This window comes from Snodgrassella alvi (assembly GCF_002777855.1).
Classification (GTDB): domain Bacteria; phylum Pseudomonadota; class Gammaproteobacteria; order Burkholderiales; family Neisseriaceae; genus Snodgrassella; species Snodgrassella alvi_E.
This window is the reverse complement of record NZ_MEIK01000028.1, coordinates 114,192-138,825: the sequence shown is the minus strand read 5'-3', so window position 1 is coordinate 138,825 and position 24,634 is coordinate 114,192. Positions and strand designations below refer to the sequence as shown.

At 47.6% G+C, this 24,634-nt stretch carries 20 protein-coding genes; 12 read left to right on the top strand and 8 right to left on the bottom strand.

What is annotated here, in order from left to right:
- Nucleotides 1–166: 166 nt before the first annotated feature.
- From BHC43_RS03905 to BHC43_RS03890, 4 genes are all read right to left on the bottom strand, one after another.
- Complete coding sequence (locus BHC43_RS03905) at nucleotides 167–1,006, bottom strand: MurR/RpiR family transcriptional regulator (protein WP_100140695.1); 840 nt, start codon at nucleotides 1,004–1,006, stop codon at nucleotides 167–169.
- Nucleotides 1,007–1,248: 242 nt separating this feature from the next.
- Nucleotides 1,249–2,241: a nucleoside hydrolase gene (locus tag BHC43_RS03900; RefSeq protein ID WP_100151856.1), complete on the bottom strand. Its 993-nt coding sequence runs from the start codon at nucleotides 2,239–2,241 to the stop codon at nucleotides 1,249–1,251.
- Nucleotides 2,242–2,321: 80 nt separating this feature from the next.
- Entirely contained in the window at nucleotides 2,322–3,707 is a 1,386-nt protein-coding gene (locus tag BHC43_RS03895) for an MFS transporter (protein WP_100156567.1), read from the bottom strand.
- Nucleotides 3,708–3,758: 51 nt separating this feature from the next.
- Nucleotides 3,759–4,559 (bottom strand): cytochrome C assembly family protein, encoded by an 801-nt coding sequence (locus tag BHC43_RS03890; RefSeq protein ID WP_100140783.1) that lies wholly within the window; start codon nucleotides 4,557–4,559, stop codon nucleotides 3,759–3,761.
- A gap of 224 nt (nucleotides 4,560–4,783) precedes the next feature.
- On the opposite strand from BHC43_RS03890, the gene ffh reads away from it, so the two are divergent.
- From ffh to hpaC, 5 genes are all read left to right on the top strand, one after another.
- A complete protein-coding gene (gene ffh, locus BHC43_RS03885; RefSeq protein WP_100151858.1) occupies nucleotides 4,784–6,142 on the top strand; it encodes a signal recognition particle protein in 1,359 nt (452 codons plus the stop codon).
- A 155-nt stretch (nucleotides 6,143–6,297) separates the two neighbouring features.
- Entirely contained in the window at nucleotides 6,298–6,462 is a 165-nt protein-coding gene (locus tag BHC43_RS03880; RefSeq protein ID WP_100140699.1) for an SEC-C metal-binding domain-containing protein, read from the top strand.
- 947 nt (nucleotides 6,463–7,409) lie between these two features.
- Nucleotides 7,410–10,256 (top strand): valine--tRNA ligase, encoded by a 2,847-nt coding sequence (locus BHC43_RS03875; protein WP_100156566.1) that lies wholly within the window; start codon nucleotides 7,410–7,412, stop codon nucleotides 10,254–10,256.
- A gap of 320 nt (nucleotides 10,257–10,576) precedes the next feature.
- Nucleotides 10,577–11,026: a homoprotocatechuate degradation operon regulator HpaR gene (gene hpaR / locus BHC43_RS03870; RefSeq protein WP_100140701.1), complete on the top strand. Its 450-nt coding sequence runs from the start codon at nucleotides 10,577–10,579 to the stop codon at nucleotides 11,024–11,026.
- 4 nt (nucleotides 11,027–11,030) lie between these two features.
- Complete coding sequence (gene hpaC, locus BHC43_RS03865) at nucleotides 11,031–11,561, top strand: 4-hydroxyphenylacetate 3-monooxygenase, reductase component (protein WP_257377977.1); 531 nt, start codon at nucleotides 11,031–11,033, stop codon at nucleotides 11,559–11,561.
- 98 nt (nucleotides 11,562–11,659) lie between these two features.
- Here hpaC and fba read toward each other — a convergent pair whose 3' ends face one another.
- The 4 genes from fba to BHC43_RS03845 all read right to left on the bottom strand — a co-directional run bounded on the left by fba (nucleotide 11,660) and on the right by BHC43_RS03845 (nucleotide 16,473).
- Nucleotides 11,660–12,724: a class II fructose-bisphosphate aldolase gene (fba, locus tag BHC43_RS03860; protein ID WP_100140702.1), complete on the bottom strand. Its 1,065-nt coding sequence runs from the start codon at nucleotides 12,722–12,724 to the stop codon at nucleotides 11,660–11,662.
- 126 nt (nucleotides 12,725–12,850) lie between these two features.
- The gene (locus tag BHC43_RS03855; protein WP_100156565.1) at nucleotides 12,851–13,786 is read right to left on the bottom strand and encodes an ABC transporter ATP-binding protein; all 936 of its coding nucleotides are present in this window, start codon (nucleotides 13,784–13,786) and stop codon (nucleotides 12,851–12,853) included.
- Nucleotides 13,780–15,348 carry an ABC transporter permease gene (locus BHC43_RS03850; protein WP_100156564.1) on the bottom strand — a complete coding sequence of 523 codons (1,569 nt, stop codon included), beginning with the start codon at nucleotides 15,346–15,348 and terminating at the stop codon, nucleotides 13,780–13,782. Before BHC43_RS03850 ends, BHC43_RS03855 begins: the two co-directional genes overlap by 7 nt.
- Before the next feature lie 117 nt (nucleotides 15,349–15,465).
- Complete coding sequence (locus tag BHC43_RS03845; protein ID WP_100156563.1) at nucleotides 15,466–16,473, bottom strand: thiamine ABC transporter substrate-binding protein; 1,008 nt, start codon at nucleotides 16,471–16,473, stop codon at nucleotides 15,466–15,468.
- 94 nt (nucleotides 16,474–16,567) lie between these two features.
- On the opposite strand from BHC43_RS03845, the gene BHC43_RS03840 reads away from it, so the two are divergent.
- The 7 genes from BHC43_RS03840 (at nucleotide 16,568) to glmS (ending at nucleotide 24,554) form a co-directional block, all read left to right on the top strand.
- Entirely contained in the window at nucleotides 16,568–17,212 is a 645-nt protein-coding gene (locus tag BHC43_RS03840) for a pyrimidine 5'-nucleotidase (RefSeq protein WP_100156562.1), read from the top strand.
- Between the two features lie 70 nt (nucleotides 17,213–17,282).
- Entirely contained in the window at nucleotides 17,283–17,552 is a 270-nt protein-coding gene (locus BHC43_RS03835; protein WP_100140707.1) for a spore cortex protein, read from the top strand.
- An 81-nt stretch (nucleotides 17,553–17,633) separates the two neighbouring features.
- Nucleotides 17,634–19,004 (top strand): bifunctional UDP-N-acetylglucosamine diphosphorylase/glucosamine-1-phosphate N-acetyltransferase GlmU, encoded by a 1,371-nt coding sequence (gene glmU / locus BHC43_RS03830; protein ID WP_100156561.1) that lies wholly within the window; start codon nucleotides 17,634–17,636, stop codon nucleotides 19,002–19,004.
- 331 nt (nucleotides 19,005–19,335) lie between these two features.
- Nucleotides 19,336–19,575 (top strand): FeoA family protein, encoded by a 240-nt coding sequence (locus BHC43_RS03825; protein WP_100140709.1) that lies wholly within the window; start codon nucleotides 19,336–19,338, stop codon nucleotides 19,573–19,575.
- Nucleotides 19,575–21,899, top strand: coding sequence for a Fe(2+) transporter permease subunit FeoB (gene feoB, locus BHC43_RS03820; protein WP_100156560.1), 2,325 nt, complete (start codon nucleotides 19,575–19,577; stop codon nucleotides 21,897–21,899). Before BHC43_RS03825 ends, feoB begins: the two co-directional genes overlap by 1 nt.
- A gap of 133 nt (nucleotides 21,900–22,032) precedes the next feature.
- A complete protein-coding gene (locus BHC43_RS03815) occupies nucleotides 22,033–22,314 on the top strand; it encodes a FeoC-like transcriptional regulator (protein ID WP_100156559.1) in 282 nt (93 codons plus the stop codon).
- Between the two features lie 398 nt (nucleotides 22,315–22,712).
- Nucleotides 22,713–24,554, top strand: a complete 1,842-nt coding sequence (gene glmS, locus BHC43_RS03810) for a glutamine--fructose-6-phosphate transaminase (isomerizing) (protein ID WP_100156558.1) — start codon at nucleotides 22,713–22,715, stop codon at nucleotides 24,552–24,554.
- The last annotated feature ends 80 nt before the right edge of the window (nucleotides 24,555–24,634 follow it).

Below are 24,634 nucleotides of genomic sequence, written 5' to 3'. Positions count from 1 at the left end.
TCCGGCTATAATCCAAGTGGCTTTATCGTGCAGCCAGTTTAGTTTCGATTTGAATAGCAGGATTACCAAAGATTTTGAGGTTGAATCATACCTGAAGCTGCTTCAATTCGGTTAATTGTTGTAATGCTTCAGATAAATCAGACGGGTACTTATGTCACTATTGTCATCAGTGTTGCAGAAATTTCAGCTTAACACCGGCTTTGGTTTTAGCCAGCATTTCACTAACGTTCTCACCCAGATGTAATGCCAACCCGATGGTAAGCATGTCGATAACCATCAGCTGCAACAGACGTGAAATCATGGGAGTGTACTTTTCACTGTCTTCAGGAGTAACCACGCTTATAACGCAGTCGCAGACCTGCGCTACCGGTGAACCGGCACGGGTAAGGCCGATAATTCGGGCACCATTGCCTTTGGCAATTTTAATGGCGTCTAATAAATCACGTGAAGAACCGGAATGGGAAATCACCACCAGCACATCCTGCGGTGACAATACAGCTGCTGCCATCAGTTGTACATGACTGTCGGTATACGCCACGGTGGAAAGACCAAAGCGAAACAATTTGTGCTGTGCATCCATAGCCACGATACCGGAATTGCCAGCACCATAAAATTCGATGCGCCGTGCTGTAGCCATCATTCTGACAGCAGTATCCAGTTCGGAAGCGTTCAGAGATTTGCGGCTACCGAGTACAGTAGCGGCCGTATTGGCAATGACTTTGTTCAGCACATCCTGCATGGAATCAGTGCTGTTGAGTTCTTCATGCACATAAGGCATGCCTTCGTGGCCAATGCTAGCAGAGAGATTAAGCTTGAATTCGGGTAGACCGCTGTAACCCATGCTGCGGCAAAAACGGATGACGGTAGGCTGGCTGACACGTGCTTCTTTAGCAATATTAGCCACGGCTGCATGCACAAACCATTTGGTTTGTGCCAGTACGCATTCGGCTACGCGTTTTTCAGCCGCTGATAACTCGGGTAGCTTCTGGCTGATTTTGGTTAACATACTACTCTCCTGTTTTGTGTCGCAACAAAACAGGAAAAGAATAATGTGTAATGATTACGTTCACAATAAATACCTGCTGATTTCTCTTGTATTACGCGTTTATCCTAACGATACGCTTAAACAATTGCAATATCTGTACTGCAATTTAGCGTTCTGGCAACGGCAGGTTAATTAGAACCGTTTTATTGTGATTAATGACTTTATGAAAATTTTAAGCTACTGGTATGGCTTGTCTTTGCTTTTCAGCAGCGGAACTGACCCAATGCGTTGAAAATTATCTCCAGTAGACGCTGGTTATCGACGTGTTCCATTACATTGATTGGACTATGTTTCACTTCAGGCATGCCTACAGTAAGCCGCAGTGTGCCTTCTTTCCAGCGCCGGCTGCTGGCACGGGTACAGTCGCGGGTGGTGGATACATCTACAATATAAGGTGACGAGGTAGCAACATTACTGTCTATCAGTTTAGCAACGCATAATACGTCGTGAATCCAGCAACCAGCCAGATGGCGAGTTTGAATGGAATAGTCCATCCACGGACGTGAGGTGCGGACGATAAAGTCAGTAAGCGGATTAGCAAATTTTTCTAGCCTATCCAGATCCTGATGTGTGAGCATAGTCTGTGTGGTGGCATCCAGTGGTGCTAGGGTGATATTGGCTCCACTTTCAATTACAATTTTGGCAGCTTCAGGATCAACGGCAAAATTGGTATCTTTCAAATAGCCTTCTACTTTAAAAACACCACCCATAATAACAATTTCGGCCACAGAACGGGCGAAATCGGGATAAAGCTGAATTGTGTGAGCGATATTGGTTAACGGACCGATTGCCACCACAGTAATTTCGCCGGGATTGCTGCACACAAGCTCACCAATCGCCTGTGCTGCATGCGGTGCACTGTTATCATTGAGTGGCAGTACCGGAGGTAAACTGTCCCACAGTGACAGCAGACCTTGTTTGCGTACGTTATTATCCAGCTGTTCGCGCCAAGGAGCAGCAGGCTCTATCAGTGCCTGTGCGGCACCTTTAACGACAGGAATACTCTGATTTAGTTCCCGCATCAGTTGGCGAGCGACCTGATAGCCGGTGTCGCGCGGAGTATTACCGGCTACGATGGTAATGAGTTCGAGTTTGATTGAGTCTGCAGCCAGTGCCAGTGCCAATGCCAAACCATCATCTACATTTGCGCCTGCAATGCCATTACCCGGATCACAGTCAATCACGATGCGCTTCATAAGGATTACCTATGCCTCAATTGCAACGGAGTCAGTAGCTCTGACTCCGTTATAGATGTTTCAATCAGATTGTATAAGCTCTAAATGGCGTCTTCCACTGCATTCAGATCGCGACCACGAGTTTCAGGAGCGAAGAATGTAGTGATAAAGCCAATACCAGCCATTAAAACAAAGTATATGGCAATCGGCCACCAAGTTTTATAATGATCAAATAAGGCTGAAGCAACTAATGCTGCGGTACCGCCAGATAGAATGCCACCCAGTTCTTTGGCTAATGCCATTTTGGAATAGCGGTTGCGCACGCCAAACAATTCTACGCCATAGGCTGCCTGCACACCAAAAATACCCAATGAAGCCAGACACATACCTACAACAATAATGCTAGCTACGATAAAAGGGTCCCGCGTTTCCAAAAACATATAAGCTGGCACGGCATACAGCATCAGCAGAAAGCAGAACCAGCGATAAACGATACGGCGTCCGTAGCGGTCAGACAACCAACCAGCAAAAGGAATCACAAAGAATCCTAGCAATGAGGCAACAAATACCGCAGTGGTAGCCACAGTTTTATTGACATGCAGTATTTTAACTACATAGCCGATTACGAATCCTTGCGCGAGGTAAGATGGGCCATTTTCGCCGATTCGCAAGCCCAGCATCACAAAAAATGCTTTATTACGTGCCAGGAATGAAGTTTTGGCAGCTGGTGCCGGTTTGGCATTAGTAGTTTGTGAATCAGATTGTTTTGATTCGTTCTGTTCCTGCTCAAATACGGGTGTTTCGCGTACATGGCGGCGGATAAGTGTGGCAGCAACCGCAATCAAGGCACTGAGAATAAACGGAATACGCCAGCCCCAGCTATTCACATCTTCTGGATCAAGCATTAACACCAATAACCATACCGCAGACGCCACCAATGTGCCACTGTTGGAACCAATGCCAATAATAGACGCAATCAGGCCGCGGTGTCTGGGTGGAGCATATTCTCCGAGCATAACTGTAGCACCAGAAAGCTCGGCACCGGCGCCAAAGCCTTGCACAAAACGCAATATCACCAGCATCAGAGGTGCCCATAGGCCGATAGTGGCATAGCTGGGAATAAAACCAATCAGAGTGGTGGAAATACCCATCAGAGCGATGGTAGTGACCAGTACAAATTTTCTTCCTTTGCGGTCACCCATGCGCCCAAAGAAAACGGCACCAATTGGGCGTGCAATAAAGCCTACTGAATAAGTGGCAAAACTTGAAAGCAAAGCAATTGTCTGGGTTAATTCAGGGAAAAACACATCTCCAAATACTAGGCCTGCGGCGAGGCCGTATAAAGCAAAATCCACATATTCCATGGTGGTACCAAGCCAGCAGGAAAGTGTTGCCTTAATAAATTCCCGTCGTCCTTCAGGTGTGGCTAAACGTTGTTCAGCTGCGCTCTTCTTATGGCTGTCAACTGACGATTGTAAGTCACTCATTCAAATATCCTATGGTTACAAATCAGGGTGTTACTAGTTAAAACAAAAAGACTAAAACAAAATTTCCAGCACAAACTTGCTGCCAAAATAAGCCAGCATTAGGCTGACAAATGACACAATGACCCACCATGCCACTTTTTTTCCGCGCCACGCCTGTGTATGGTGTCGGAGCAGGATAACCAAATAGATTAGCCACGACAGCACGCCAAACACCGTTTTATGGGTTAAGCGTGCCGGCTCGCCAAACACGGCCTCGGAAAACACAGTGCCACTAACTGCCGCAATAGTCAGCAGCACAAATCCTGCTTGCAGACCCTGAAACATTAATTTCTCAATGGACAGCAATGGCGGCAGAAAAGATTGCTGAGGTACTGTTTTGCGTCGATGCAGATAATGGTTACGAACCAGCATCAGCACCGCCAGCAATGTGGTGATGCCAAATAGGGCATACGCCAACAATGCCGACAAAACATGTATCATGAATGCGCTATTATGCATGGGATAAGCGGTAGGCTGACCAGGCAGCAGCCAAGCCAACAGCAGCACCGCTGCCGAACAGGGAAACAGCGCCAGCTGCAACCCCTGTAAACGATAGCGAAAACTACCCACCCAATACAGCAGCACCATTAACCAGGTAATCAGATTGAGTGCGTGACCAAATCCCACCAACAGTACCCGTTGCTGCAACATTGGCTGCCACACTGTAAAAGTATGCAGCAGCAATACTGACAGCAACAAGAGCTGCTCACCTCGCAACGGATAGGGCACAGCAGTATGACGTTGCCAACACCGCCAGGCCAGCACCGAAAGTGCGGCATAGGCAAAAATAAGCACCAGCAGCAATAAGCTCATGATTTTTCCGCAGCAATAGCGCGCCAAAATTTGGCGCGCGTAGTGTAAAATAGGCATTTATTTATTGTGATGCCTGCTCAGAAACTGGGCAGGCATCACAACAGGTTGCCATTTTATAACCAAATTGCTTCTTATCCTACCCATTTACTGTGTGAATTGACCAGAAACTGGCAATTTTCACCCGACAGATACAGGCTGCTTACAATTAGCCGGAGATGGTTCCGATGTTAGATAATCTATCAGATCGCTTTAGTAAAATTGCGAAAACCCTGCGCGGACAAGCGCGTTTGAGTGAAGACAATATCAAAGATGCTTTGCGTGAAGTACGCATGGCATTATTAGAAGCCGATGTTGCCCTGCCAGTTGTAAAAACATTTATGGCTTCAGTAAAAGAACGTGCAGTGGGCCAAGAAGTCATTGGCAGCCTGACACCCGGACAAGCATTTATCGGTGTGGTAAATGATGCGCTCACCGAGCTGATGGGCACGCAGAACAGTAGTCTGAATCTGGCAGCAGTGCCTCCGGCAGTGATTCTGATGGCCGGTTTACAGGGGGCTGGTAAAACCACTACTGTCGGCAAACTGGCACGCTTGCTGAAAAATGACCAGAAGAAAAAGGTGCTGGTAGTTTCTGCAGACGTATACCGACCGGCTGCGATTGAGCAATTAAAATTACTGGCTCAGCAGGTTGAAGTGGACTTTTTTCCGTCACACGAAGGTGAGCAACCAGTAAACATAGCCTTAAATGCATTGGATCACGCTAAAAAGCATTTTTATGATGTGCTGATGGTGGATACCGCCGGCCGGCTGGCTATCGACCAGAAAATGATGGATGAAATCCAACAAATTCATGCCGCAATTCATCCGGTGGAAACTTTGTTTGTGGTTGATGCCATGCAGGGTCAGGACGCAGTAAATACGGCACAGGCATTTAATGATACCCTACCCCTGACTGGTGTAGTGTTAACCAAAATGGACGGTGATGCCCGTGGCGGTGCGGCGCTGTCGGTACGCCATGTAACCGGTAAGCCGATTAAATTTATCGGTGTAGGCGAAAAAATCAATGGTCTTGAACCATTTTATCCAGACCGTCTAGCCTCGCGCATTCTGGGGATGGGTGATGTACTGTCTTTGATTGAAGACGTGCAGAAAGGCATTGATGAAAAAACCGCGCAGCAGATGGCAAAAAAGCTGCACAAAGGCAAAGGTTTTGACCTGAATGACTTTAAAGCACAGATTCAGCAGATGCGCAAAATGGGCGGTATTGAATCGATTATGTCCAAACTGCCAGGAGACATGGGACAAATGGCCAAGCAGGTTCCAGAAGGCACCGCTGAAAAAGCTATGGGTCGGGTGGAGGCCATTATTAATTCGATGACGGCCAAAGAGCGCGCCAACCCTCAGTTGATTAAGGCCAGCCGCAAACGCCGTATTGCCAATGGCTCCGGTGTCAGTGTGCAGGAAGTAAATAAAATGCTTCGCCAGTTTGAACAATCGCAGAAAATGATGAAATCATTTACCAAAGGCGGCATGGGCAAGCTGATGCGTCTAGCTAAAGGCATGAAAGGTATTATGCCGCAATAATTTCTCCTCCTAACGCACTGCCTGAATTTTAATTCAGGCAGTTTTTTTATCTGACACTGTACATTATTATGCATTTAGTCTAAAATAATCATGACAATTAAATTTGTCTTGATTACTTCAATATAACATAAGGAGTACAATGATGCGTAAATTTAATGATAAAGGCTTTTTTTGAGCCAACCAGCAAACGCCGCAAAGGCTACCCGTCTGAAACCAGTGTAAAACGTGGTCTGGTGCGGATTGTGCATGGCGATAAAGTTCTGCATGAAAAGCTCGGGCGCAATGACCGTTGCCCGTGCGGTTCTGGCCGCAGCTTTTAGGAAGTGTTGTCTTAAAACAGGCTGCTTTCGATGGCAGTAACAGACATGATTATTACCGCTGATTATCCTCAGATAAACGGACACATTATTTAATCACCCTTTAAAAACTTTCCCCTGAATATGCCTGTAAATCACTATTATTCAGGGGTAATTATTTATACTTAGATTCAGACATAGATTTTTGTTTTTAGCTATTTCCAGATTTTAATTATCTATTCTAAGCCATTTGCACTATGGCTACTTCACAAGCCAATTAATACATTAGGATAATATTACTCCTTATGCTCACACCTTAAGCTGTTATACTTTAGACATTAATGAAATTATTTTAGTTACTGCTTGTACCATTCTTAAACTAAAACAACTATAAACATGGTTTCAACTTAGTTCTGCCACTATCTATAGAATGACAAAAAAATAGAAATAACATGTTATCAACAGTACCAGAAAGCAACGAGCCCGCAATCACGACATACTATAAACTACATGCACAGATATATGCTCCTACCTCTTCTCAGCCAAAATATGTCACCTTTTCCGGTACAATGTTCAACAAAATTTATTTTTAACCACAAACTTAATTTCCTTCCCAGCTACGTCGGCTTAATGCTGGCACATATGCCATAAAAAACAACTTATTGAGGCTGTGTTGATATTTTATTTGATGTCAGCATCAGATGAATATCTTGACACTAAAATACCTTTTTGCTTGCTGCTTTAATTGTTCTGGCCAGCCTGTATTCAGCGCATAGGCTTGTAAAGCATACTGTCCTGGTTAGAAAAGCTTATCGAAGTAAAGAAGCATATGGCTAAATATTATTCTATTAAAATTTAAAAGCTAATTGTTTCTGTTCACAATCTGATAAAAGTGCATCGTCTTAAACCATGCTTCTACGCATGAGTTATAATCAGACTCTTATTTTTTGATTTTTTGCTACTCATTAACCATGTTAAACACCCAATATTCTCCCAGTGAAATTGAAACCCGCTTGTATCAGCAATGGGAAGAACGCGGCTATTTTGCCCCGTCAATGGATTTAAGCAAACCGTCGTTCTCTATTCAGCTCCCCCCGCCAAACGTAACTGGTACGCTGCATATGGGACATGCATTCAACCAGACCATTATGGACGGACTCACCCGTTATCACCGCATGAAAGGTGAAAATGTGTGCTGGATTCCTGGCTCAGACCATGCTGGTATTGCAACACAAATAGTGGTGGAACGACAGCTGGCTGTGGAAAATATTTCCCGTCATGAGTTGGGTCGAGAAGCATTTATCGCCAAAATATGGGACTGGAAAAAATTTTCCGGCGGTACCATGGCCGAACAAATGCGCCGTGTAGGATGTTCGGTAGACTGGAGCCGTGAATATTTCACCATGGATGATAAGCGAGCAAAAGTCGTGACCGAAGTATTTGTACGGCTGTTTGAGCAAGGGCTGATTTACCGTGGTAAACGGCTGGTGAACTGGGACCCAGTATTGGGTACTGCGGTATCTGATTTGGAAGTGGAAAATATTGAAGAAAACGGCCATATGTGGCACATCCGTTATCCACTGGCTGATGATCCAGATAATGGCTTGATTGTGGCCACTACCCGCCCAGAAACCTTGCTCGGTGATGTAGCAGTAGCCGTCCATCCTGACGATGAACGTTATGCTGGCTTTATCGGGAAACAACTGATATTGCCTTTATCCGGCCGTACTATTCCGGTGATTGCCGATGAATATGTGGATAAAGAATTTGGTACCGGCTGTGTGAAAATCACACCAGCACACGACTTCAATGACTATGAAGTAGGTAAACGCCATCAGACGGCACTGATTAATGTCCTCAGTCTGGAAGCAAAAATCCTTCCTCAGGCTGAAGTATTTGATTTTCAGGGGCAAGAACAAGCTGGTATCGAACTGCCAGCTAAATATGCTGGTCTGGACCGCTTTGCTGCGCGCAAACAAATGGTGGCCGATTTGGAAGCAGAAGGTCTACTTCTTAAGGTTGAAGAACACAAACTGATGACGCCTAAGGGTGACCGCACTGGCAGTGTGATTGAACCGATGCTGACCAACCAATGGTTTGTGGCCATGACGCGTAGCGCCAACAACGATGTAGCGCATCCAGAACCAGAATCAGAATTTAAAGGCAAATCCTTAACAGAAAAATGTATTCATGCAGTGGAAAGCGGACAAATACGCTTTATTCCAGAAAACTGGGTCAACACCTATAATCAATGGATGAATAACATTCAGGATTGGTGTATCTCACGCCAACTATGGTGGGGACATCAGATACCGGCATGGTATGACCAGAACGGCCGCGTGTATGTGGCACGCAATGCCGCCGAAGCACAGGAACAGGCCGGTACGGATGCGGTATTAACACGTGATGAAGATGTGCTGGATACATGGTTTTCTTCGGCACTGGTGCCTTTTTCTACGCTGGGCTGGCCGGAAGATACACCTGAATTAAAGGCGTTCCTGCCCTCTCAGGTGCTGGTAACCGGCTATGAAATCATTTTCTTCTGGGTAGCACGCATGATTATGATGACTACTCACTTTACCGGTAAAGTGCCGTTTCACGATGTGTATATTCACGGTATCGTGCGCGACAATGAAGGCAAGAAAATGTCCAAATCCGAAGGCAATGTCATTGATCCGGTGGATTTGATTGATGGTATCGATTTGGAAAACCTGCTCGTGAAACGCACGACTGGTTTACGCCGGCCGGAAAAAGCACCTCAGGTCATTAAAGCGACACAAAAGCTGTTTCCAGACGGCATACCGGTATTTGGTGCCGACGCACTGCGCTTTACCATGGCAAGCTATGCTAGTCTTGGCCGCAGTATCAACTTTGATTTCAAACGCGCTGAAGGCTATCGCAATTTCTGTAATAAATTGTGGAATGCCAGCCGCTTCGTGCTAATGAATATTGAAAACCACGACTGCGGACAGGATGAAAGTCTGCCGTTAAGCTACAGTTTTGTGGATAAATGGCTGCTGACTCGTTTGCAACAAACCATTTCTGCCGTTAGCGAAGAATTAGATACATACCGCTTCGACATGGCGGCACAAACTTTATATGAATTTATCTGGAATGAATACTGCGACTGGTACGTTGAGCTAGCTAAAACCCAGCTTCAGCGCGGTGACGAAGCACAACAGCGTGCTACACGACGCACACTGGTACGGGTACTGGAAACAGTATTGCGCTTATTGCATCCGATTATGCCGTTTATTACAGAAGAGCTATGGCAAACCATCGCACCATTAGCTAATGCTAAAAACACCGACAGCATTATGCTGGCAGATTGGCCACAACCTGACAGTAGCCTGATTAACAGCGAAGCTGTAGACCAGATGCATTATTTGCAGGAACTGGTTAATTCCGTTCGCAATCTACGCGGCGAAATGGGGCTGGCGATGAGTGTGAAAGTGCCACTGTTACTTGAAAGTGCTGCTGATTTAAGCACGTTACTACCCTATTTGCCATTGATGGCACGTCTGAGTGAAGCCACACAGGTGGCACATCTGCCAGAAAGTGACGATGCTCCCGTAGCAGTGTGTCAGGGCGCACGCCTCATGCTGAAAGTGGAAGTCGATAAAGCAGCTGAAACAGCACGCCTGCAAAAAGAAGCTGAAAAACTTCAGAAAAACATCGACAAGATAGCTGCCAAACTGGCCAAACCTGGCTATACCGATAAGGCACCGGCACATCTGGTTGAAAAAGACCGCAGTGAGCTGGCGCAATTGCAGGACAGAATGGCCAAAATCCACTTACAATTGCAAAAATATCGTTAATTAAATTATTTATATTCTCACGATAGCCACCAGTCCGGCAGCATAATTAGCATAAATGGGTATCCGCCACAATGTGCTTATGCTGTAAATCTGGTGGCTTCTTCATAGCTGTTGTGAATAGTGCATAATTTCAAAATCAGAATATTTAATTATTAAACAACCCATTAAACAACTACAATGTCTTTATTTTGTATTTGATTTACACATAATTATTCAATTTTATAATAATCTTCTGTAAAATTCCTGAACAATGTCTTATACCTTGGTTCATTATTCATACGCCATATGAACTAGATATACTGAAAGATTGGAGCAAACAGATGGCAAACACATCTAAATACTCATCCCTCAACATCATTTTGATTCAGACTCGTGAAGCATTACTTTCCCATTTCCGACCCATGCTGAACGATATCGGAATTACAGATCAGCAATGGCGTATTATCCGCTTACTGGCAGAAAATGGTATCATGGACTTTCAGGAGCTGGCTAGACAGGCATGCATTCTACGCCCCAGCCTCACCGGTATCCTGACACGACTGGAAAGGCTTAATTATGTAGTACGCCTGAAACCGTCTAACGACCAGCGCAGGGTGTTTCTGAAGCTAACGCCAGTAGGCGAGAAATTATATGAAGATTTCTGTGTAGCGGTAGATGCCCGTTATAAAGTGCTGGAGCAGCGTTTTACTCAGGAAAAACTACAGCAACTGGGTACCCTGCTGAAAGAATTTACTAATATCGCTGTTGATAAAGAAGAAAAAGAACCCTGACAACATGAACCAATCACCTACAGCCATGGCTTTACTTTATCGCGAAGCCATGTCGAAAGTTGCCGCAGCAGTGCATGTCATCACCACAGAAGGGGAAGCCGGACGCTATGGTATTACCCTCACCGCAGTCGCTTCGGTAACTGACTCTCCCCCTACACTATTACTCTGCATCAATCGCAATGCTCGTATCCAACCGATTTTGCGCGCCAACGGACAATTATGTGTAAATGTTCTGGCGGCCTCTCAGCAAGATGTGGCAGAACATTTTGCTGGTATGACCTCAATTCCGGCTCATGAACGTTTTTTGCAACACGATTGGCAGAATCACCAGCATACAACTCAGCCACAATTGGTGGGGGCACTGGCTCATCTGCATGGCCGTATTATTGACAGCCATGATATGGGCAGTCACAGTGTATTTTATGTGGCCATTGAGTACATCAATGTTAATAAACAGGACAATCAGGGTTTGCTGTATTTTCAGCGCCAGTTTACGCAAACTGCTGTACCCGTATGTGAAGCAGGCTGCGTCTAAGCAGATATTTCACGCTTTTGCTGCATTAAAGAGCGCGTCAGATATACAATAACGGACTGCCCCTTATCGGAACAGTCCGTTTTCACTAGCAGATAAACTTATTTTACAATCTGTACTAGCTCACCAGCGGCATAACGGTTAGCCATTTTTTCCAGCGACACCGGTTTAATCTGTCCAGCGTGGCCAGCAGCACCAAAAGCCACATAACGATCAATACACACCTGTTTCATTGCTTTAATGGTTTCGGTGAAATATTTGCGCGGATCAAATTCTGCCGGATGAGTAGCCAGAAAACGGCGGATGGCACCAGTGCTGGCCAAACGCAAATCGGTATCAATATTGACCTTGCGCACACCGTACTTGATTCCTTCTACAATTTCTTCCACCGGCACGCCATACGTTTCCGGAATCTTGCCGCCATACTCATTAATCACCTGCAACCATTCCTGTGGCACGGAGCTGGAACCATGCATCACCAGATGGGTATTGGGCAGGCGTTCGTGGATTTCACGGATGCGGTCGATACGCAAAACATCGCCTGTCGGTTTGCGGGTGAATTTATAAGCGCCGTGGCTGGTACCGATGGCAATTGCCAGTGCATCCACACCGGTATCCTGCACAAAACGTGCGGCTTCATCCACACTGGTCAGCATCTGTTCATGGCTGAGCTTGCCGGCGGCGCCGACCCCATCTTCTTCACCGGCATCGCCGGTTTCCAGATTACCCAGACAACCGATTTCCCCCTCAACCGACACCCCGCACGCATGCGCCATATATACAGTTTTACGCGTCACATCTACATTGTATTCATAAGTAGAAGGTGTTTTGGCATCGCTCAACAAAGAACCATCCATCATTACAGATGAAAATCCCAGCTGAATAGAACGCTGGCACACTTCCGGAGAAGCGCCATGATCCTGATGCATCACTACCGGAATATGCGGAAATTCTTCTACAGCTGCCAAAATCAGATGGCGCAAAAATGGTGCACCGGCATATTTACGTGCACCGGCGCTGGCCTGCACAATCACCGGAGCGTTAACTTCATCGGCCGCTTCCATAATCGCACGCATTTGTTCAAGATTATTGACATTAAACGCCGGCAAGCCATAGCTGTTTTCAGCAGCATGGTCGAGCAGTTGGCGCATAGAAACTAAAGCCATGAGGTTCTCCGTGTGTACTTGGCAATAATGGGTAAAAATTCGGCGCAATTATACCACCTTGCGCTTGGTTTGTAGGCATCACATGCAGAGTTGTGTCAGCGTGTGCATGCGGTCTGAAAGAAAGAGTCAGTGAAAAAAAACGATTTGATCTTGTAGCACAGTTAAAGGCAGTTGGTCTCCCCGATTCACCGTCCGGTGCAGCGGTAGCCACCAGCGTAATAATCCATATTGCGGATGCAGCAATTGTACGTCGTAAGCTCTGGCGGTCAGACAAACGTCAGTTACCTGTACCTGCACGCCGTTTTCAAGGTCATAACACAAAGCCTGCTGCGGAATATAGCAATGGTCTGTCACATTATCACAGCCTAACAGACGTGCTGCCCATGCATCTGTTGGTCGCGCTAGCAGTGTTGCTGCATTGCCTTCCTGCACCCAGCGTCCTTGCCGCAACAGGCAGATACGGTCGGCCAGCGCAAATGCTTCCTGCGGGCTGTGAGTGACCAGTACAGCCGGACATTGCTGCTGGCGCAATAGGCGTAAAGTTAATTGCTGCAAACTACCTCGCAAGGTTGTATCCAGTGCAGAGAAAGGCTCATCCAGCAGCAAAGCCCGCGGTTGCAAAATCAGTGCCCGTATGAGTGCTACTCGTTGCTGCTCCCCTCCAGACAACAACTCAACTGACTGCATTGCCATGTCAGCCAAACCCACTTCAGCCAGAAACTCTTGTGCCTGCTGCTTTGCCTGTGCCTTACTAACCCCATGCATGCGCAAACCAAAAGCCACGTTCTGCCACACATTCAGATGCGGTAATAAAGCGTAGTCCTGAAACATGAGCCCGATACGGCGCTGCTCTGCCGGCAAAAACGTAATATTCGCTTCATCAATCAGGATTTGTCCGCTATCCGGCTGCACCAGACCGGCTGCCATATTCAGCAACGTTGATTTACCACTGCCGCTCTCACCCAGTACCGCCACCAGCTCACCATCAGCTACGTGCAGGCTTAAATCAGCAGCCACTACTTTGTGACCAAATTGTTTGTTAACCTGCTGCCAACTCAGCATAAGTGTTGTTCCTTTTTGCTCTTACTCCATTCTAGCAACCCAAAAAAAAGCATGGCCAGCAACATCAGCAGCAAGGTCAGCACCATTGCTCTGTCATAATTATCCCGTCCGGCCGTACTTAGATAATGGTAAATCAGGGTAGTTAGGGTCTGCCATTCTGGCCGTGATAGAAAAAGTGTGGCTGCGAATTCACCCACACAGGTTGCTGCCGCCAGTGCCAGCCCCCGCTGCAAGGCCGGCCGTAACAAAGGCAAAATCACATACAGCATCACCTGCCAGCTACCGGCACCCAACGTACGCGCAGCCTGTATATAACTGAGTGGTAAGCTGTCCCATGCGGACAGTACATCTTTGGTAATAAACGGATAGGCAAGCAATGCATATGTACATATCAACATGGTCAGCGAAGCCGTCCATTCCGGATAGCATAACAACAGCCCGAACGACACACATACAGGTGAAACCATGAACGGTAAAAAAGTCAGACTGCGTACCCATGTCCAGCGATGAGCCAGAGCCGCATGTGTCATGCCCAGCAGCAGTGCCAGTACCATGGCCATTACAGTAAATCGTACCGTATTAAGCAGTGCCTGCCATGTACTACCATCCAGCAGCACTAACCAAGAGCTGCCAGCAAGTACGGCACGCCAAGCAACAGCCATAAGCGGCAGTACACAGCAACCTAGCAATAGCAACAAAGCCAGTAACAGCGCCCATTTCTGCCATCTGACGGGTATCCGTGGTGGCAGCATTCGTACCATATTGGCCTGTGTGCTCAACCGGCTTACTAGCGCATACACCATACCCGATACAAACGTACTGGCCAGCACCCACAGTACCAGCACACCGGCCTGCGCCATATCCAGCTCATAGGCAATCAGCTGATAAATCTGTACTTCCAGCGTAATGTAATGCTCACCGCCTAGCAATAAGGCTAGACCAAAACCCGAAAAACAATATAAAAACACCATGCACATACCGCCAGCTAGCCATGGCAGCAACTGCGGCAACTCCACTTGAATAAAGCGCTGCCACACACTGCTACCAAGCGTTTGCGCTGCATAAAGACGCGATGCCGGCACTTGACACAAGCCTTGATAGACTGCACGCACCATTACTGGTAAATTAAAAAACACATTGCCATACAATAACAACCAAGGCGTACCCTCCCAGCCACGCCACAGCAAACCCTGTGACCCAAATAGCGCCAAAATTCCTACACCGGCCACAAGTGTTGGCATTACAAACGGAAGCATGACCAACCGCAGTACCAGATTGCGGCCAGCAAACTGCCACCGCGTAATCGCCCATGCCACCGGCACGCCCAACAGCAAAGTCAGCAAACTACTGCCGGCAGCCTGCAAAGTTGTCCACCCGAGCAGACGGCGCATATATTCGTCCTGCCACACCATGTGGAAACTGGTTGCATTAGTTTGTTGCAGCATCGCCCCCAGAGGCAACACTACTACAGCCAGCAAAAACCCCAGCGGCAGCAATAACAGCAAGTACGGCAGCTTTTCTCCCACTCTGCCGGCGCCGACTTTCAGGCTGTTCAGCTTCATATGCACTGTTTTATTACCTTTACCTTAACGCTTACCAAAATCAAACAGGGCATTAGCATGCCCCGTTTAATTAAGTTCTGTCTGATGTCACACAGACCTAACCGCAGGCCTGACCTCTTAGCGTTGCACTACCTTTACCCATTGTTTTACCCAGCTTTGCTGTTTGGCGGCCATATCTGCCATCGTTGGCTGCACAACTTTAGTGGGAATACTGATGTGTGCGTATACCGGTGGCAATGACACTCCCTTCACGGCCGGATAAACCCACATAGATGTCGGTATGGCACTTTGCACCTGATTACTTTGCAGATACTGCACCAATTTTGCCGCCAATGCCGGCTGGCTGGCATGATTCAATACCGCTGCACCTTCTATTTGGCGGAATACCGCTCCTTTAAAGCGCAAATCTCCGGTTGGTGGCGTAGTATATTTCCCTTTACCGTAATATACTTCAGCTACAGGACTGGAAGCATAGCTTACGACCAGCGGTCGGCTGCCACCATTCAGCGTGAAATCAGTGTAGTAGGCTTCACTCCATCCCTTAGTCACTTTGACACCATTTTGACGCATTTTTGCCCACCACTGCCATGTAGCCTGCTCCCCTAGACCGCCGATATTCGCCAGCAAAAACCCCAATCCCACCGTTGATGTAGCAGGGCTCGGCATCACCAGCAAATCTTTGTAAGCCGGACTGGCAAGATCTTCTAAAGACCGCGGCAAGGGTTTTTTATGTTTCTGAAACCAAGCCTTATCATAATTAATGGTAATGTAGCCGTAATCGATAGCCAGTGCCTGAGGCAAATCAACATTCACTGCACGGCTGGCCGGCTGAGTGGCGGCAAAGAGCTGATATTGTTGCGCCTTGCTGATATTGCTGTTGTCTAGACCATATACGGCATCGGCAATCGGTTTGCCGCGAGTAAGAATAAGCTTATTCAGCATCTCATTACCGCTGCCCACCTTGATTAAGGTTAACTTAACCTGATTTTGTTGCTCAAATCCAGCTAGAACATTTTTCGGTAAAGCAAAAGAATCATGTACCGCGAGACGCACCTCAGTCTGAGCCTGTGCCCATATCGCAACCAGCATGCACAACGTACCGATTAACCACTTACCCGCTTTCATTCCAGCCTCCAGTTGTTAAAATTATCTATATCGTGCCTGCAATCATACCTGTTTTACGCGTATATAGTAAAAACCTGACGCCATCTTACAAACCATGACAACTCATTACTGGATTTTCGACCTAGACAACACCTTGCATTATGCAGATGCCGGCATATTCAACGTCATTAATCAGAATATGACACACATTCTAGCTTCTCAACTGCACATTGATCAAATTGCCGCTTCACAACTACGCCAGCAATATTGGGACGATTACGGTGCTACACTTATTGGAATCGGCCTGCATCATCCTGAAATTAATCTGCACGAATTTCTCCTTGCCTGCCACCCACTTGAACAGCTTCTGCCTTTACTTAAACCCATGCCTGAGCTATCACAGACACTGACCTATCTACATGGGCACAAGATAGTTTTTTCCAATGGTCCTAGTCATTATGTACAAGCACTAATCAAAGCCTTGGGAATCCAGCAATATTTCCATGCAGTAATAGGAACGGATAATGTAGAAATGCACTGTAAACCCCATCCCCATGCATATCACAGCCTATGCCGGCAGCTACATATTCACCCTCAGCAATGCATTATGGTTGATGACAGCCTAGCCAATTTGCACACTGCACATATGCTGGGCATGCGTACTGTATGGTATGGTCCACAGAGTTATCCGAGAGCAAAGATTGATGCTGCAGTTACTGATATGGCAGGTCTGCGCGACATTGCGCTTACCTTATTGTGAAAGCTATACGTCAGCACACAAATTCTCTACAATAACAGACTACAAATCACCAACCACAAAGGATGACACCATGCGTGCGGGAATCTGCTTGATATGCACAATACTGGCACTCAGCGGCTGTACATGGGAAACTTATCAGGATGCCACCGGCCAGACCAGATTGCGCCAGAAATATGAACCGGGTACACGCGTGGTGTATCAGGATGGCACTTATTCCCACAACATGCTGTACAACAAAATGCGCCCCGAACCACATGCTATGAAACCCGGGGTGGGCGACGTTAATGAAAAGCTGCCAGCTCACACCAAGTGGGATCAGCCAGAAAGCAGTGCTGAATAAACTGCGTTTAAACACACAGGGCTGCCGGAATCAGACTTGATTACCTGCAGCCCGTTTTCACATCCATACACATATAGATATATGGCTACTTCATCCCTAAATATCGTTATCCTCGCTGCTGGTAAAGGCACCCGCATGTATTCACGTCTGCCTAAAGTTCTGCATGAAATAGGCGGCATCAGCATGTTGGAACGGGTGATCCACACAGCGCAGAATCTGAACCCTGACAGCATAAGCGTGGTTATCGGCCATGGTAAAGAGCTAGTAAGGCAACGCATTCAGGCGAATGTACACTGGGTCGAACAAGACCAACAGCTTGGCACTGGCCATGCGGTTAAAATGGCGTTACCCAATCTGGCAGACAGCGGACGCACCCTGATACTCTATGGCGACGTGCCCTTAATAGACCAGCAGACACTAGCAGATTTACTTAGTATCGCTGGTGAAGATGTCGCTCTACTTACCGACGTTCTCGACAACCCCACCGGCTATGGCCGCATCATCCGCCAGCAAGGCAACGTAGTCGCCATCGTTGAAGAAAAAGACGCCAGCGCTGCCGAAAAAGCCATTTGCGAAACCAACACTGGCATCTTCGTTTTGCCCAACCGCAAACTGGCGCAATGGCTTAATGCCTTGCAAAACCACAACGCCCAGCAGGAATACTACCTAACCGACGTAATCGCACTAGCACAACACGATAAAATCCCTGTACATCCCCTACAGGTACGCACCTCATGGCTAGCGGCAGGCGTCAACAATAAGCTTCAACTTGCGCAGCTAGAAAGGATTTTGCAACAGCAACAGGCCAACGCCCTGCTTCAGGCCGGCGTAACCCTGCGTGATCCGGCGCGCTTCGATTTACGTGGCCAGTTAAAACACGGACAGGACGTCATCATCGATGTAAACGTCGTACTTGAAGGCAACATAGAACTGGGCGACAACGTCAGCATTGGTGCCAACTGCGTCATAAAAAACGCTACCATTGGCGCAGGTACTGTAATCCAACCCAACTCGCACCTAGATAACTGCGTTATCGGCAGCAACGCTCAAATTGGTCCGTTTGCTCGTCTGCGACCACAGGCACAGATTGGTGATGCCGTACACATCGGCAACTTTGTTGAAGTCAAAAACAGCACCATTGGCTATGGCAGCAAAGCTAACCATCTCACCTATCTGGGCGATGCCACCATTGGCGAACAAACCAATATCGGGGCCGGCACCATCACTTGCAACTACGACGGCGTCAATAAATACCGTACTGTCATCGGCAATCAAGTACGCATCGGTTCCGGCAACATGCTGGTAGCGCCTATCACCATTGGCGACCGCGCCACCACCGGTGCCGGCAGTACTTTGAGCAGAAACTGCCCGCCAGATAAGCTCACTCTGGCCCGCAGCCGGCAAACTACCTTAAACGAATGGCAGCGCCCTGAAAAAAAACCACAGGAATAATCCTGCCATCATTGTCAGCCTCAGCTCATCTCGCTTAGCCAGATGGGCTGAGCAACTTGCGCTACCCTCTATCTTCCTTTTTGCACCTTTCCCAAAACTGACTAAAAATCTGTATATATCCTTACACTAGCAGCAGTAAATTCAACACATCTAAATTATAATCCTCAAAACCAACACAGACATTAGCGCTTTCTTGACATTACTGTTTAACAACAGCGACTCCCTTAGCAAACCTTGCATGCAAATTAACAAGCAAAAGTAATATCATGCACAATAAAAATGATTCCCAATAAAAACAACAAACCAAATCTACCACCTAAGGTTTAGCGCAGTGTCAACACTAACTCTCGATCAACTACCGTTCGGGCAACCGGCAGTTATTACCCGACTGTTGCCCGAATCTATGCCATTTCGCCGCCGCTTGTTAGCCATGGGCATCACTCCCGGCAGCCACGTTACTGTTATCCGCACCGCCCCCATGGGCGACCCTCTGGAAATCAAAACCCGTGGTTTTTACCTGTGCCTGCGCCGCAGCGAAGCACAGGCTATTGGCGTAGTTGAGGCTGAGTAATGAAAATAGCATTAATCGGCAACCCCAACAGCGGCAAAAGCACATTATTTAACGCCCTTACCGGCTCTCGCCAGCAAGTAGGCAACTGGCCAGGTGTTACTGTAGAGCGCAAAATTGGCAGTACCCAGATAAATGGGCAGTCAGTAGAAATCGTCGACCTACCCGGTACTTATGCCATCGAAAACCTCGACATGGCAGCCTCACAGGACGAAATGATCGCGCGCGAATTCGTGCTCAACGAACCTGACACCCTAATTATCAATATAATCGATGCTACCAACCTGCAACGCAGCCTGTACCTTACCTTTCAGCTGCTTGATCTGAAAAAGCCAATGCTGGTCGTACTCAACATGATGGATGCCCTGCAAAACATGGGCGAAAACATCAATATCAGTACCCTTACCCATCAGCTTGGCTGCCCTGTCATAGCCATATCTGCAGCGAAAAAGATGGGTTTAATACAATTGCAGCAAGCAATCAGCAAAGCTTTCAGCCAGCCTGTAGCTGCTGACCCGCAACTGGACACCCTCGGAAAAAAACAAAGTGATATCATCCGCCACTATCTATCACAACTGCCGGCAGACAGTGTAGTAAACCAAATCGATCAATGGTCATTAATTGAACTGTTGCTAAAACAAAGTTCTATTTCTCTGAGCAATGACGAAGAGCACATTGTTCAGCAATGTCGTGACGAACTATCTAGTTGGTGTAACTATGAAATCGACATCGCACTGGCTAGCTCTCGTTACGATGCCATTGACCAGCTAAGCCGTACGGTTATCGAAAAACCACGTGAAGCAAACCAGTCACTATCCGACAAAATCGACCGTTTTACCCTAGGTCGATATACCGGCATACCGTTTTTTCTGTTTGTCATGTACCTTATGTTTATGCTGGCAGTAAAATTCGGTTCCGTATTCATCGACTTTTTCGATGTTCTTTTTGGCACAATATTTGTTGATGGCTTTTCTACCTTACTTACCCATATTGGCTCACCAGAATGGCTGATAGCTATACTGGCTAACGGCATCGGTAGCGGCATCCAAACTGTAGCTACCTTTATCCCTGTCATTGCCGCCATGTTTCTGTGCCTGTCGTTTCTCGAGGATTCCGGCTATCTGGCACGAGCAGCCATGGTTGTAGACAGAGGCATGCGTGCCATCGGTTTACCGGGTAAAGCGTTCGTGCCCATGCTCGTTGGTTTCGGCTGTGGTGTGCCAGCCATTATGGGCACACGCACCCTAGACTGCGCACGTGACCGTCTGATGTCCATCAGCATGATTCCGTTTATGTCTTGTGGCGCCAGATTACCCGTCTATACCTTATTTGCCGTTATCTTCTTTCCTAATAACGCTTCCAGTGTCGTATTTATCTTGTATTTACTCGGTATCGGTGTCGCCATCTTTACCGGCCTGATACTCAAACACACTTTGCTACCGGGTGATACCACACCATTTATCATGGAAATGCCCGCCTATCGCCTACCAACACTACGTGGCATGCTTTACCTCACATGGTCACGCTTAAAAGGGTTTATTTTCCGTGCCGGACAGGCCATCGTGCTGATGGTTACCATTCTTAGCTTGCTCAACTCCCTTGGTAGCGACGGTTCATTTGGCCACCCCGATAGCAGCCAGTCTGTACTATCTGTAGCCAGCCAAAAAATCACCCCCGTGTTTACCCCAATGGGTATCAGCGAACAAAACTGGCCAGCCACCGTTGGTATCTTCACCGGCATCTTTGCCAAAGAGGCCGTTATCGCCACTCTCAATTCCCTCTACTCAATGAAAGCAGAAGAAGACGGTGGCGAGGAAGAATTCAACCTGCAAGCCGGCATCATCAAAGCTTTGAAAACCATTCCAGCCAACCTTAGCGAAATGGCCGGCTCATTTCTCGACCCGCTTGGCTTCAGCGCCCTTGACGAAAATACAGCCAGCGTCCAGCAGGACATGGACATCAGCAGCCGTACCATAACTAAACTTGAAAGTTCCTTTGGTGGCAGCGCCGCTGCCATGGCATATCTGATATTCATTTTGCTCTACACCCCCTGTGCCGCTGCGCTTGGTACCATCTACCGCGAAGCCGGCTGGCGCTGGATGCTATTTGTTGCTGGCTGGACATTCCTCACTGGCTGGAGCTGTGCCACCGTCTACTACCAGTATCACCAGCTCAGCCGTTCGGCCAGTGCCTCCTACTGGATTGGTGGTGTTGCTATTTTACTGATCTTCGTAATCTGTGCCATGAAAATCATCGGTAGCCGGCGCCAGACCTGTCAGATAGCCATGAAAACCTGTCCACATAGCAAAGGCAGCTGCTGCCACTGACCAGATGCACATTTTTACCAACCGCTAAAACAGATTTACTCAAACAGATAGTGATATCTGCCCTATCGTCACTATCTGTTTGTATTCAGATACCTAACCAACAGGAACCATAACAGCACAGGATAGACAAAAAATGCTCATCACCGCCATTCGCGATTACCTTATCAGCATCGGACAGGCCAGCCTGCAAGATTTAGCACGCCATTTCCAAGTACAGGAAAGTGCTATGGAACAAATACTCAGCTTTTGGCTGCGTAAAGGAACCATACGCCAAATTAGTCTTACTCAGCCCGGATGTAGTCCAAACCAATGCAGCAACTGCTTCGCCTGTCCCGATGGTGCCAAAAAAATTTATCAGGTCGTCAGCAGCCCCCGCAAAACCATCCCCATCTCCTCCGCACAACACAGCATCTAAACAAGCCAGATTCAGTCAAAATTGATTAGCAAAGTGACAGCATAAATCAATACCAGCAACATACCGCATGTAAATACAACCGCCGTCGACCAGCGTATAAAAAATCAACATTATTGATAAATAAAAATAAATTTTTCTAAATCATAAACACAACCCAACCACATCTCTACCAAATAAACAAACACTCAGCTGCCTGCACAAACAAACATTACTGTGCAAAACGCCTATTTCCATTACAATCGTCTTCTTAAGCAATTGAAAACAGCATAGACAGGCATGGCACTGCGCACCAAATAGACGACCGCTGCATTCATCTCTCATACACAACAGCCGCGGCCAGTCTTACCCTTCACACGCGCAGCCACACCAGCAACCAGCCTGTAGTAAAAGGATAAAACATGTGTGGCATAGTTGGCGCCATTCGCGCTCAGAATAACGTAGTAGAATTTTTAACCAGCGGTCTGGAACGACTGGAATATCGCGGTTATGACTCCTCTGGTATTGCCGTCTGGACACCCAATGGCATAGAGCGCGTACGTCGCGTCGGCCGCGTTAAACTGATGGAAGAAGCCGCACAAGCCGCAGGTCTAAAAGGCAGCCTTGGCATCGGCCATACCCGATGGGCAACCCACGGCGGTGTTACCGAACCCAATGCCCATCCCCATATTTCCAATAATCTGATAGCCATCGTCCATAACGGCATCATCGAAAACTTTGAAAGCGAACGCAACCGCCTCGAAGCATTGAGCTATCAGTTCACCTCACAAACTGATACAGAAGTGATTGCCCACAGCATTCATTACGAATACACCCACAGCAGCAATGGCAACCTTTTTCAAGCAGTACAGCATGCCTGCCAGCGTTTTCAGGGCGCTTACGCCATTGGCGTTATCGCGCGCGATAATCCCGAAAAACTGGTAGCCGCACGCATGGGCTGCCCGCTGTTAGTGGCACTGGGCGAAAACGAAAGCTTTATCGCCTCCGATGTCTCCGCTGTAATTGCCTATACACGCCACGTGGTATTCTTGGAAGATGGCGATATCGTACAGTTATCCACAGATGGCATCGACCTGCTGCTCGACAAACACCAGCAACCGGTAGAGCGCGAAATCAAAATGTCCGAACTGTCACTCGCTTCGCTCGAACTTGGCCTGTACAGCCACTTTATGCAGAAAGAAATCCACGAACAGCCCAAAGCTATCACCGACACCGCAGAAGTATTTTTAGTTGGTGGCTTCGAACCGGCCAACTTCGGCATTAATGCTGCCGCCATCTTTGAGCGCATTCGCAGTATCAAAATTCTTGCCTGCGGCACCTCCTACTATGCCGCCCTAACCGCACGCTACTGGCTCGAAGCCATTGCCCAGATACCCACCGATGTGGAAATTGCCAGCGAATACCGCTACCGCAAAGTGATCGCTGACCCCGAACAATTAGTGATAACTATTTCCCAGTCTGGCGAAACCCTCGACACCATGGAGGCGCTTAAATATGCCCAATCACTGGGGATGCAGCACAGCCTGTCCATCTGCAACGTAATGGAATCTGCGCTGCCGCGCGAAAGCGAGCTGGTACTGTATACCCGTGCCGGTGCCGAAATCGGCGTTGCTTCCACTAAAGCCTTCACCACTCAGCTAGTGGCCTTGTTTGGTTTGGCGGTTACCCTTGGCAAAATGCGTGGACTGGTTACCCCTGAGGAAGAAGAGCAATACACCAGCGAATTGCGCTTGCTACCGGGCAGCGTCCAGCATGTACTTAATCTGGAACCGCAAATCGCCGGCTGGGCAAACCAGTTTGCCGCCAAAAACAACGCCCTGTTTCTCGGCCGCGGCATCCACTACCCCATCGCCCTTGAAGGTGCACTGAAACTGAAAGAAATCACCTATATTCATGCAGAGGCTTATCCTGCCGGCGAACTCAAACACGGGCCGTTGGCACTGGTAGACCAGAATATGCCGGTAGTGGTTATCGCACCCAACGACAGCTTGCTGGAAAAAGTCAAAGCCAATATGCAGGAAGTCGCTGCACGCGGCGGCGAACTGTTTGTCTTTACCGATTTAGACAGCGAATTTACCGCCGGCGAAGGCGTACACGTCATCCGCACCCCGCGCCATATGGGCGTACTGTCGCCAATTGTTCACACCATACCTGTACAGCTACTGGCGTATCACACCGCACTGGCACGCGGCACGGATGTGGATAAACCGCGTAATCTGGCAAAATCGGTGACGGTGGAGTAATATTTATTTAAAATTATAATTTTAAGATAGATTGAACGGCATCTTGCTGTTCAATCTTTTTTCTAACTTATCATTTTTTA